Raw genomic sequence first — 12137 nt, 5'->3', positions numbered from 1 at the left:
GGTCAGTTGGCCCATCTGTCACTGATACACCGCTATCGCAGGCAAGCCAGCTCCCACTTTGATGGGTGTTTTGGTGTGGAAAGTCAGTGGGCGCATTTTTTTTCATTTTCCTTTGTCGGTTTTCCAATCCCGTCCGGGTTACCTCTTGAAAGCCAATCAAGAAGCGTTCTCACGGGGAGTCCTGCAATGCCGCACCATCCAATCCAACCCCTGGCCCGCGCCCTGCGTCGTGGCCTGTTTGTCAGTGTGCTGGCGACTGTGCCGCTCGTCCCGACCCTGGTCCAGGCCCAGGAGAGCGCCGGCGAAGCCTTGCGCCAATACAACATCCCTGCCGGCAGCCTGGACCAGGCGTTGAACCGTTTCGCCAGCGCTTCGGGGATTTTGCTCTCGGTGGATGCGTCACTGACGTCCGGCAAGCGCAGCCCTGGCTTGCAGGGGCGCTATGCCACCGGGCCGGGCTTGGAGCGCTTGTTGGCCGGCAGCGGCCTGGTGGCGCTGCAGGCGGGGAGCGGTTGGTCGGTGCAGGCCCTCGCGGGGGACGGCGCGATGCAACTGGGGGCGACCCAGATCAGCGCCCAGCAGCACCAGGAAAACGCCTGGGGCCCGGTCGACGGCATCGTCGCCACCCGCAGCGCCACGGGCAGCAAGACTGATGCGGCGCTGGTGGAAATCCCTCAGACCATCAACGTGATCAGCGCCGCCGAAATCAAGGCGCGCGGCGCGCAAAGCGTGACCCAGGCGCTGCTCTACACCCCTGGCATGAGTGCCGGCGGCTTCTCCGACCGGGTGAAGCTGTTCGATGAACCGACATCCCGTGGCTTCTCGCCGACACCCTTGTACCTCGACGGTTTGCACCTGCCTTACGGTGGCGGCAGTACAGGCGGAGCGTTGCAGATCGAGCCCTATTCCCTGGAGCGCATTGAGGTGCTCAAAGGCCCGGCGTCGGTGCTGTACGGGCACAACCAGCCCGGCGGCATCGTCAATATGGTCAGCAAGCGTCCCAGCGAGACCCCGGTGCGCCAGGTGGTACTCGAAGCCGGCACCTACGAGCACAAAAGCGCGGCCATCGACCTCAGTGGCCCGCTGGATGATCAAGGGCAGTTGTTCTATCGCCTTACCGGGCGCCTCAAGGACGAGCAAGGCGAGATCGACTACTTCGAAAACCGCCGCCAATTCATTGCGCCAAGCCTGACCTGGCGGCCCAACGACGACACCAGCCTGACCCTGTTCGCCCAGTACCAGAAAGACAAGGGCTTGCCCGAGGCCCAGGGCCTGCCCGCGTCCGGCACGGTCTGGCGCAACCCCAACGGCAAGATCGACCGTGATGTGTTTATCGGCGAGCCGGGCGTCAACAAGTACAACCGTGAACAATTCGCCTTCGGCTACGAGTTGTCCCATCGCTTGAACGACACCTGGACCCTCAAGCAAAACGCGCGCTATGCCGAAGTGGACGACCGCTATGTGGCGCCGTTGCACGGCTACCGCTTTGTCGCCAACCCGACCACTGGCGCCATGGATCAACGCTACCTGCAACGCTTCGGCGTGGACTGGAGGCAGAACAACAAAGTGATTGGCGTGGATAACATCGCCCAGGCCGAATTCACCACTGGCGAGTTCTCCCACACCTTGATCGTGGGTCTGGATTACTACCACTTCAACTCCAGGTTCCTCGGCCTCTACGACCGCACCCCACCGATCATTGATCTATTCAACCCGGTGTATGGCCAGCCGCTGAATTTCGGCCAGCCGTATCGCTGGGACAACACCATCACCCAGACCGGCCTGTACGTGCAGGACCAGATCAAGTGGGACAAATGGGCACTGGTGCTGGGTGGGCGCTATGACTGGGCCAATGTGGTCAACAAGGCGCCGCTGAGCGACGATCGCACCAGCAGCAAGGATCAGGCCTTCACCGGCCGTGCGGGCCTGGTGTACCTATTCGATAACGGCCTGGCGCCGTTTATCAGTTACTCGGAGTCCTTCCTGCCGCTGTCCGGCACCGATGTCAACCATAAGCCTTTCGACCCGTCCACCGGCAACCAGTACGAAGTCGGGGTGAAGTACCAGCCACCGGGCCAGGAAAGTTTTGTGCAGGTCTCGGTCTATCAACTGGACCAGGAAAACATCCTGACGGCCAACCCGCCGAGTAACTTCAGCAGCCAGAGCGGCGCCATGCGTTCGCGCGGCGTCGAGTTCGAAGCCAAGGCGGTGCTGAACGATTCCTGGGATGTGGTCGCTTCGGCGGCGCGCAACGACATCAAGTACACCAAGGACAACGAAGGTCGCGAAGGCCGCCACCCGGCCGGTATCTCACCGCTGACGGCCGCGTTGTGGGTCAACTACACCGTGATCGGTGACACCCCGCTGGCCGGCCTCGGCGCAGGCCTGGGCGCCCGCTACACGCGCAGCAGCATGGGTGACTACGTTGCCGGCGCGTTCACGGTGCCGTCCTACACCGTCTACGATGCCAGCCTGAGCTACGATCTGGGCGCCTCGGCTCTCAAGCTTAAAGGCGTGAAGTTGGCGATGAATGTGCAGAACCTTGCCAATAAAACCTATGTGTCGCAGTGCACCAGCGATCTGGATTGCTACTACGGCGAAGGGCGTACGGTGGTGTCGAGCCTGACTTACGACTGGTAAGACGCTACCCCCTGTAGGAACCGGCAAGCCGGCTCCTACAAGGGGTCAACCCGGATTCTGCAAAAACACCACATACCCCCGAAACCACTCATTTCCCTGCAAATACCCCGGCTCCCGCCACTGCCCGCCCTGGATCAAGCCAATCTTGAACGGCATTCCCAGCCGGTTCATCCGTGGCAGGTACGCCGCGTAATCGGGGATGCTGTGGCGGCCCTGATAGGTCTGCACCACCACTTCATCCACCACGCCCTTGAGCTGGGCGATGGCGGCCGGGTCGGCGTTGCTGCTCCAGTCCATCAGGCCGGTGATGCTCAGGCGCAAATCCTTTGGCAGGCGCTGGCGCAGGTCTTTGAGGAAGTCGGCGTATTCATGCAGGTACTGGGTGCGGGCGTCGAAGTCGATCTGGATGCCCACCACCGGGTTGCCCGCTGCGCGCCAGCGTTGCACCTGGCCGAGCATTTTTGTGTAGACCGGCTCTGGCCAGCGCAAGGTGTGGGCGCGGTAGACAATCCACACCTCGCCCTGGCGGATGCGCGGCACGCTCATGCCCTGGGCGATGAACTGCACGCCGCGTTCGGGCTGGCGGCGGGTCGAGTTGATCTGGCCCTGGAGGATGTACAGCGTCTTGGCCTGCTTGAGCACCGGCTGTGGCGCGACCCCGCTCCACAGCCAGAAGGCCTCATAGTCGCGGGCATCGACCGCGCCGAAGGCCGGGCTCGCCAGTACCAGCAGCGCCAGCCAGAAACCTTTCACCGGCTTACCAGTAGTACTGCAGCGACTTGCCCCACTGGGTGTCGGCAAACCCGGTTTTCAACTGGCGGAACCAGCCCTTGCGCACCGCCTTGTCCACATCTTCGCCGCCGCAGCTGTTGTAGCCCGACGGCGCATAGCAGTTGATCGCCCGGAACAGTGCATAGGCCTTGTCGTCACGGGGCGCCTTGGGGTTGGCGATCACTTGTTTATAACCCTCGAGCCGGGAGAAGGTTTCGCCTTTGAAGGCCGATGCGGTGCTGCCCAGGCTACCGGCCGAGTGCACTTCTTCCAGGGGCATGCCATCCAGGCCGTTGCGCAGGATGAACTCACCCAGGCAGTTGAGGCCGTGGGGGTCTTTCGGCTCGCTCTGCAAGGTGCTGGCGGTTTGCGCGATGGTCGGGCAGGTGTAGCCGGAGGCGGCCTTGTCGCCGCTCCAGCGGAACAGCGTCAGTGCCTGACCGCCGTCGTACACATAGCCCAGGCTGGTGCCGATCTTGTCGGCGGCAGGCGAGGCCGGCAGTTGCTGCAAGTCCTCGGCAAAGGTCGCGAACTGGCCGCGCAGCAGGTCTTTGTAGAGCAAGACAAATTGCGCGGTACTGCGCTCCAGCGGGTCGCTGGCCTGGCTGATCTGCTGGCGCAGCAACTCGGGCCCGGCCACGCTGCGCAGCAGGATATAGCGCACTTGCTTGGTCTGGATCGGCGAGTCGGCGGCGAACACCTTGGCCAATTGGCCGCTGCGTTCGTAGTTCATCGCCAGGGCCAGTTCCAGTTGGTCGCGCTGCAAGGGCTGCTTGGCCAGGGGTAGCAGTTGCAGCCACAGCGCCTCGGCGCCTTTCCAGTCCTGCTTGGCTTCCAGGGCCAGGCCGCGCAGGGTTTGCTGGCTGAAGGCCAAGTAATCCAGGCTCGACGGCAGCTCTTGTGGCAAATGTTTCAACGCGTTGTCTGGCTGGTGCTCGACATACAGGGCGAACGCCGCCTGCAAGTAGTCGTACAGTGCCGGCTCGTTGGCAAACGCGGCCTTTTGCCCGTCGAGGGTGGCGCGGGTCAGCTTGGGCGGGTTGTTGGCGCGCATCCACATCAGGTCGTTGATCGCCAGCAACAATGGGTTGCGGATGGTCTCGGCGTAGCTGGTCAGCAGCTTGTTGTCGGTTTCTTCCACCAGCTCATCAATGGAGCCATTGCGCTCGGCATCGCTGGCCTCGGTCAGTTGCCAGGCGTAATCGTCCGCCAGCTTGCTCGCATCGCCCGCCAACCAGTGCACCCGGCGCAACAGGCCACGGGCTGAAGGGGCGTATTCACCCTGTGGATAAGTTTTCAGGTAGCTGAGGAAACTGTGCTCGGCTTCGTCCAGCGCGGACTTATCCACAGCCTGGCGCTGGGGTAGGCCATATTCATCGAAGGCGTTTTCCTGGGCATGATTGAGGGACGCGCGGGCGATCATGTACACCGCCGTTTCTTTGAGCCATGGCAGTGTGGTCAGGGTCACCGCAGCAAACCCGCGCTCGGCATACACAAAGCGCCCGCTGTAAAAGTCGGAAGCGGCGAGCAGGTAGGTGGTCAGCTCGCGACCCTGGGTGGAAGTGATCAACTGCGGCTCCAGCAGCACTTCCCCCTGCCAGTCGCAGGTGCCGAGCAATTTCAGGCGTGCATTGGCCAGCAGCACTCGCTCATTCGCCGGCACGTCGGCCTTGATCACTTGGCGCACAAAGTCGGTGGCACTCTGCACATTGTTGCTGCGGCAGCGGCTGCCTTCGCCCCACAAAAACTGATCGCCTGCCGCCGCCGTGGCCTCGCGCTGGATGCCCAGCGAGGCCAACAGTTGCGCAAGCTCCGTGCCTTGCTCTTCGCCCGTCTGCCCTTCGGGCGGGTGCGGCACCAGGCGATACACCGGGAACGGCACCGGGCCGAAGCCTTGGGCCAGGTCATCTTCACCCAGCGCATTAGGGGTCAGGGGCGCGTTCTTTTTTGCCGCGAGCAACAGGCGCAGGTTGGTCCGGCTGTCATTGCCGGGGCTCAGGAATGGCATGTTGCTGCAGGCGGTCAGCGAATCCTGGGACACGCGCCAGTCGGGGTAGCACGAGTCGTCGCCGCTGGCCTGGGCCTGCAGGGAAAAGGCGGCACACAGTGCCAGGGTCAGGGATGACAGAAGACCGATGCGCATGAATTGTCCTTATTCCGGGAGTCCGTGAATGCCACTGGGCGAAAGGTGAAGATGATAGCGTGAACATTGCAAAATGTTGCGCGAATGGCGGCCAATCTGTGGGTTTTATCGGTCTAGACTGAGGGCAATCCCTTATTTTCTGGAGTTGCCATGCAATCGCCTGTTCACAGCCTGCCGTCGTTGTTCAAACAGCTCGGGCTGCCCGATGACGCCACCAGCATTGAGCGTTTTGTTGCGGTGCATTCGCCGCTCAAGCCGGAGTTGAAACTCGAAGATGCGTTTTTCTGGACGGGTAGCCAGAAGGCGTTTCTACGCGAAGAAATTCTGGAGGATGCGGATTGGGCGGAAGTGGTGGATGAGTTGAATGTGCTGTTGCGCAGCGGCCGTACTTAAGTGAACTCATTCGAATGTGGCAGCTGTCGAGCCCGAGCGAGGCTGCGATAGCGGTGGATCCAGCAGTGCTACCGCCATCGCAGCCTCGCCAAGGCTCGACAGCTCCCACAGAGGCGGCGCGTTATAGGGGGCCCACCGCCTATCTGTGAATTTGTATCAAAACTTGACGAGATTCCATTCCTCCACCATATTGATAGTTAGCAAACTAACTGTATGCGAATGACCTCGTGCCTCAAACCCTCGAAACCCTTCATATGAGCCTCAGCAGCAGCATGGTGGCGGGCGCCCGTAACTGGCGCAAAATCTGCCAGGCCACGCTGGTGAGCTACGGTATTTCCGAAGCCTGTGCGGTGCCTTTACTGATGATCGGCCGTCTTGGCGACGGCGTGCATCAAGTCAAAGTGGCCCAGGCTTCGGGGATGGAAAGCCCGTCCCTGGTGCGCCTGCTCGACCAACTGTGCAGTGCCGGCCTGGTGTGCCGCAGCGAAGACCTGCACGATCGCCGCGCCAAGGCGTTGAGCCTGACCGAGCGCGGCCGCGAGTTGGTGCAGGCGGTCGAAGCCCAGCTGGTGCGCTTGCGCCATGAAGTGCTGGCAGACATGGCCCCTGCCGATCTGGAAGCCGCGTTGCGCGTGCTGCATGCTTTTGAAGCAGCCAACCACCCACCGTTGGTCGTGGCTTCTTGAACGGATTTTTTACCGGCATGCCGCCGGCCCGGGATTGGTTCTACGGTGTGCGTACTTTCGCGGCGTCGATGATTGCCCTGTATATCGCCATGCTGATGCAAATGCCGCGTCCGTATTGGGCGATGGCCACGGTGTATATCGTCTCCAGCCCGTTTGTCGGGCCCACCAGTTCCAAGGCCTTGTACCGTGCCATCGGCACCTTTCTCGGGGCGATGGCCGCGGTGTTTTTCGTGCCGTTGTTTGTGCAGACACCGTTCCTGCTGGTGGTGGTGATTGCGTTGTGGACTGGCATTTTGCTGTTTCTGTCCCTGCATTTGCGTACCGCCAACAGCTACGCCTTGATGCTGGCGGGCTACACCTTGCCGTTGATCGCCTTGCCGGTGGTGGATAACCCCCTGGCGGTGTGGGATGTGGCCGAGGCGCGTACCGAAGAAATCTTCCTTGGCATCGCCGTGGCGGCGGTGGTCGGCGCGATGTTCTGGCCACGGCGCCTGGCACCGGTGTTCGATGACTCGGTGCGTAAATGGTTTGCCGACGCGACGATCTACAGCCAGCGCTTCCTCAATCGCAACGTACAGCCCGAGGAAGTCAGCAGCCTGCGCGGCGGCATGGTCGCGACTTTTAACACCCTGGAATTGATGATCGGCCAACTGCCCCACGAAGGCGCGCGGCCGCAAACGGTGCGCAACACCAAGGAGCTGCGCGGGCGCATGATCCATCTGTTGCCGGTGGTGGATGCCCTGGATGACGCGCTGTATGCCCTGGAGCGCCGCACCCCGGAGTTGGTCGGCAAGTTCGCGCCGCTGCTGGCGGCCACCACCGAGTGGCTGCAAAGCACCACCGATGAGGCGCCGGTCGAACGCTGGCGCGTCCTGCGTGACCAGCTCGAAGCCCTGCAACCCGACGCCGAGGCCCTGGACGACCGTCATCAGTTGCTGTTTTCCAACGCGCTGTATCGCCTCGGCGAGTGGATCGACCTGTGGCAAGACTGCCGCAGCCTGCAAGCCGCCATCCATAGTGAAAGCCAGGCCCCGTGGCGCGCGGTCTATCGTCACTGGCGCCTGGGCCGGCTGACGCCGTTCCTTGATCGCGGCCTGATGCTCTACTCGGCGTTTTCCACGGTCAGCGCGATCATCGTCGCCTCGGTGCTGTGGATTCTGCTGGGCTGGACCGATGGCGGCAGCGCAGTGATCCTCGCGGCGGTGGCGTGCAGTTTCTTCGCCTCGATGGACGACCCGGCGCCGCAGATCTACCGGTTCTTTTTCTGGACGGCGATGTCGGTGCTGTTCGCCAGCCTCTACCTATTCCTGATCCTGCCCAATCTGCATGATTTTCCGATGCTGGTGCTGGCGTTTGCGGTGCCCTTTATCTGGGTCGGCACCCTGACGGTGCAACCGCGTTTCTACCTGGGCATGCTGCTGACCATCGTCAACACCTCGTCCTTTATCAGCATCCAGGGCGCCTACGACGCGGATTTTCTGAGTTTCGCCAACTCCAACCTCGCCGGCCCGGTGGGCTTGCTGTTTGCCTTTGTCTGGACCCTGATCGCGCGGCCCTTTGGCGCTGAGCTGGCGGCCAAGCGCCTGACCCGTTTCAGCTGGCGCGATATCGTCGGCCTCACGCAGCCGGCCACCCTCGCCGAGCACCGGCGCCTGGGCGTGCAAATGCTCGACCGCCTGATGCAGCACCTGCCGCGCCTGGCCATGACCGGCCAGGACACCGGCGTCGCCCTGCGCGAGCTGCGCGTGGCGCTGAACCTGCTCGACCTGCTGGCCTACGCACCCCGCATCCTCGGCGTGCCGCGAGTGTTGCTCGACCAGGTGGTGGCCGAGGTCGGCGAGTACTTCAAGGCGTGCCTGAAGGCCGGTGAGCGCCTGCCGGCCCCCAGCGGTCTGCTGATGACCCTGGACCGCACCCGCCGCGCCCTCAACGGCCAGGGCCTGCAAGGCGAGGGCGAAACCCGCCTGCACCTGCTGCACGCCCTCAGCGGTTTGCGCCTGGCGCTGTTGCCCGGCGTGGAGTTTGTCAGTACAGGCGAGATGGACGCGCCGTTACCCGATGGAGCGCCTCTATGATCGGTGACCTGGATATCAGCGGGGTGTTCCTGCCCACGCTGCTGGTGCTGATGGGCATTACGTATGGCTTTTACCTGGTGGTGCACGGGTTGTTGACCCGCGTCCACTTCTACCGCCTGGTCTGGCACCGGGCATTATTCAATGTGGCTCTCTACGCGCTGTTGCTGGGCGCTGTGGACTCACTCAGTCGATACCTGATGACATGAAAAAACCTTTTTTGACGATCGGCCGTGTGGTCCTGACGTTGCTGGTAGTGACCTTTGCCTGCGTCGTGGTCTGGCGCATGGTCATGTACTACATGTTCGCCCCCTGGACCCGCGACGGGCATATCCGCGCCGACATCGTGCAGATCGCCCCGGACGTGTCCGGGCTGATCCAGCAAGTGGATGTGCGCGATAACCAACTGGTGACCCGGGGCCAGGTGCTGTTCTCCGTGGACCAGGACCGTTTCAAGCTCGCCCTGCGCCAGGCCCAGGCGGCCGTGGCCGACCGCCAGGAAACCCTGGCCCAGGCCCAGCGCGAAGCCAGGCGCAACCGCGGCCTGGGCAACCTGGTGGCCAGCGAGCAACTGGAAGAAAGCCAGTCCCGCGTGGCCCGCGCCCAGTCGGCCCTGGCCGAGGCGCAGGTGACGGTGGACAGCGCCCAGCTCAACCTCGACCGCTCGGTGATCCGCAGCCCGGTGGACGGCTACGTCAACGACCGTGCGCCTCGGCCCCAGGAGTTCGTGACCGCCGGGCGCCCGGTGTTGTCGGTGGTGGACAGCAACTCCTTCCACATCGACGGCTACTTTGAAGAGACCAAACTGGACGGCATTCATGTCGGCCAGAGCGTGGATATCCGCGTGATTGGCGACAACGCCCGTTTGCGCGGGCATGTGCAGAGCATCGTCGCCGGCATCGAAGACCGCGACCGCACCAGCGGCTCCAACCTGCTGCCCAACGTCAACCCGGCGTTCAGCTGGGTGCGCCTGGCCCAGCGGATCCCGGTGCGTATCGCCTTTGATGATGTGCCGGCGGACTTCCGCATGATTGCCGGGCGCACGGCCACCGTGTCGATCATGGATGACCAGCCCAAGTCCGGAGACCAGCCATGAAGCAACTGCTGGCGACCGCTGGGCTGGGGCTGCTGTTGTCGGCCTGCCAGGTAGTAGGCCCGGATTACCAGTTGCCGGATGCAGCCGCCGTCAACCGTGGCGACCTGCAGGGCCAGTTGGCCGGGCAGGGCAATAATGTAGTCTCGGCGCCGGTGCCCGCCGACTGGTGGAAGTTGTACCAGGACCCGCGCCTGGATGAACTGGTGCGCCAGGCCATGGCCTCCAACACCGACCTGCGGGTGGCGGCGGCCAACCTGCAACGGGCGCGCTTCCAGGTGCAGGAAGCGCAATCGGCGGGCGGCTGGAGCGGCGGGGTCAAGCTCGGCGCCCAGCGTTTGCAGGAGTCCGGCGAGGCCTTTTTGCAGGCGAATAAAGTGCCGGTGGCGAATGTCGGTGATATCGGCATCACCACCTCCTATCAGTTCGACCTGTTCGGCACCTTGCAGCGCGGCATCGAAGGCGCCCAGGCCAATGCCGACGCGACCCAGGCCGCGGTGGATACCGCACGCATCACCCTGGTGGCGGACGTGGTGCGCTCCTACACCCAGGTGTGTGCAGCCAATGAAGAGCTGCACATCGCCCGCCAGTCTCTGGACCTGCAAGCCCAGAGCACGCGCCTGACCCAGCGCCTGCGCGATGCGGGGCGTGGCGATGAAACCCAGGTCACCCGCTCACAAACCCAATTCAAGTCTTTGCGCGCTGAACTGCCGCGCTTTGAGGCGGCGCGCCAGGCCGGTTTGTTCCGCCTGTCGATGCTCCTGGCCAAACCCCTGGACCAATTGCCGGCCGGCACCCGCGATTGCGCCGAGTTGCCGCAGATTGCCCAGTTGCTGCCGGTGGGCGACGGCGCCACCCTGCTCAAGCGCCGCCCTGACGTGCGCCAGGCCGAACGCCGACTGGCGGCGGCGACGGCGGGCATTGGCGTGGCCACCGGCGAGTTGTACCCGGATATCAGCATCGGCGCCTCCATCGGCACCGTGGGCATTATCGACAACCTCGGCAAACCGGCCGCCAACCGCTGGGGCTTCGGCCCGCTGTTGAGCTGGACGGTGCCGTCCAACGGCTCGCGTGCGCGCATCCATGAAGCCGAAGCCGCGACCCAGGGCGCCTTGGCGCACTTCGATGGGGTGGTGCTCAACGCCATCCGTGAGACCCAGACCGGGCTTGCGCAATACACCGCCCAACTGCAGCGCCGCGATGCCCTGGCCGAGGCCGAGCAGTCGGCGCAACAGGCCGCCGACCAGACGCACCGCTTCTTCCAGGCCGGGCGCGAGTCGTTCCTCGCCGACCTGCAAGCCACGCGCACCTACACCGATATGCGTGCGCAACTGGCTCAGGCCAATACCCAGGTGGCGATGAGCCAGATCGACCTGTTCCTGGCCCTGGGCGGTGGCTGGGAAAGCGGACGAACGCAAGGCACACAACCCGGCAAACCCTGAGGCGGTTGCTATGCTTTGATCAGACGGGCTTGCGTGATGGCCCGCTGATCACTGCCTGCGTTGCTCATGGGGATTCCAATAATGAAAAACCCTTATGCTCCCGCGTTCTGGTGCGTGCTCTTCGCACTGGTGTTGTTATCGGCGACTTACTTTTACGGCGTCATGCTGGCCCATCAACTGGATAAGGCCATGGTGTTCCTCGACAGCGCCTGTGCGTTGATCGCCGCGTTGTCCATTGGTGTGGTGGCCTGGGCCTCCTACCAGGGCCAGCGCACCCAGAAAAAAATCCTCGAACAAGGCAAGACGCGGGTGGCGATCTGGGACACCAAGGTCGCCCTGCGCCGGGTCGAAACCGTGTTCGACCGCTATTTCTGGGGCAGCTACTGGCAGCCTGGGCGCACCTTCCAGGAAGTCATGGGCGAACTGACCGGCACGCCCCTGGAAAAAAGCCTCGAAGCCTTGAAGCAACAATGCGTGGTACTCGACCGACAAGTGGCCGAAGGGCGGCACTGGCTGAACAACGCCCGGGAACTGTCCGACGTCGCCACCGCCATGGCCCGCGAGCGTTACCAACTGGACTTCTACGACCCCAAGGCGGATACGCCGGGCAATGCGGTGATTCACCGCGAGTTTGAAGTGCTGGTGTACACCTGGACGGCGCGGCTGAAGAGTTTTGATCACCAACTCGACGAAATCGAGATGGAATACTCCTGACCCAGGGCTGAGTCCGGTGGACCTGATAAAACTCCGTGAGTCTTATTGGGGCTGCTACGCGGCCCAACGGGGGCAAGTCCCCTCGCCACAATGTTCCATTTCCATCCCCTGGGCCGCGTTGTTCGCCACAAGAGATTGCAACGAGCCCCCCCGCCAGTGCTAACCTTGCCCCGATTTTCGGCG

Annotated in this window: 10 protein-coding genes; 8 read left to right on the top strand and 2 right to left on the bottom strand. The window is 63.3% G+C overall.

What is annotated here, in order from left to right; all coding sequences use genetic code 11:
- Positions 1-186 precede the first annotated feature (186 nt).
- Positions 187-2640: a TonB-dependent siderophore receptor gene (locus HBR94_RS11290; RefSeq protein ID WP_170044797.1), complete on the top strand. Its 2454-nt coding sequence runs from the start codon at positions 187-189 to the stop codon at positions 2638-2640.
- A 45-nt stretch (positions 2641-2685) separates the two neighbouring features.
- On the opposite strand, the gene HBR94_RS11285 is transcribed toward HBR94_RS11290, so the two are convergent.
- Together HBR94_RS11285 and HBR94_RS11280 are read right to left on the bottom strand one after the other, a co-directional pair.
- Positions 2686-3393, bottom strand: a complete 708-nt coding sequence (locus tag HBR94_RS11285; protein ID WP_170044796.1) for a DUF3142 domain-containing protein — start codon at positions 3391-3393, stop codon at positions 2686-2688.
- 4 nt (positions 3394-3397) lie between these two features.
- The gene (locus tag HBR94_RS11280; RefSeq protein ID WP_170044795.1) at positions 3398-5554 is read right to left on the bottom strand and encodes an outer membrane assembly lipoprotein YfiO; all 2157 of its coding nucleotides are present in this window, start codon (positions 5552-5554) and stop codon (positions 3398-3400) included.
- Between the two features lie 150 nt (positions 5555-5704).
- Here HBR94_RS11280 and HBR94_RS11275 point away from each other — a divergent pair, with 150 nt between their 5' ends.
- From HBR94_RS11275 to HBR94_RS11245, 7 genes are all read left to right on the top strand, one after another.
- Positions 5705-5947 carry a DUF2789 domain-containing protein gene (locus HBR94_RS11275; protein WP_057438944.1) on the top strand — a complete coding sequence of 81 codons (243 nt, stop codon included), beginning with the start codon at positions 5705-5707 and terminating at the stop codon, positions 5945-5947.
- A gap of 254 nt (positions 5948-6201) precedes the next feature.
- Positions 6202-6633 carry a MarR family transcriptional regulator gene (locus tag HBR94_RS11270; RefSeq protein WP_057438945.1) on the top strand — a complete coding sequence of 144 codons (432 nt, stop codon included), beginning with the start codon at positions 6202-6204 and terminating at the stop codon, positions 6631-6633.
- Positions 6630-8708 carry an FUSC family protein gene (locus HBR94_RS11265; protein WP_057957942.1) on the top strand — a complete coding sequence of 693 codons (2079 nt, stop codon included), beginning with the start codon at positions 6630-6632 and terminating at the stop codon, positions 8706-8708. Before HBR94_RS11270 ends, HBR94_RS11265 begins: the two co-directional genes overlap by 4 nt.
- Entirely contained in the window at positions 8705-8914 is a 210-nt protein-coding gene (locus tag HBR94_RS11260) for a DUF1656 domain-containing protein (protein WP_057438946.1), read from the top strand. Before HBR94_RS11265 ends, HBR94_RS11260 begins: the two co-directional genes overlap by 4 nt.
- Positions 8911-9801 (top strand): efflux RND transporter periplasmic adaptor subunit, encoded by an 891-nt coding sequence (locus HBR94_RS11255; RefSeq protein ID WP_170044794.1) that lies wholly within the window; start codon positions 8911-8913, stop codon positions 9799-9801. The genes HBR94_RS11260 and HBR94_RS11255 overlap by 4 nt, the downstream gene beginning before the upstream one ends.
- Positions 9798-11240 (top strand): efflux transporter outer membrane subunit, encoded by a 1443-nt coding sequence (locus tag HBR94_RS11250; protein WP_169960020.1) that lies wholly within the window; start codon positions 9798-9800, stop codon positions 11238-11240. Before HBR94_RS11255 ends, HBR94_RS11250 begins: the two co-directional genes overlap by 4 nt.
- 81 nt (positions 11241-11321) lie before the next feature.
- Positions 11322-11954 carry a hypothetical protein gene (locus HBR94_RS11245; RefSeq protein WP_057438948.1) on the top strand — a complete coding sequence of 211 codons (633 nt, stop codon included), beginning with the start codon at positions 11322-11324 and terminating at the stop codon, positions 11952-11954.
- Positions 11955-12137 lie beyond the last annotated feature (183 nt).

The organism is Pseudomonas sp. WS 5412, from assembly GCF_012985615.1.
In the GTDB taxonomy this organism is placed as follows: domain Bacteria; phylum Pseudomonadota; class Gammaproteobacteria; order Pseudomonadales; family Pseudomonadaceae; genus Aquipseudomonas; species Aquipseudomonas shahriarae.
The sequence above is the reverse complement of the archived record's forward strand: the minus strand, read 5'-3'. Positions and strand labels throughout refer to the sequence as shown.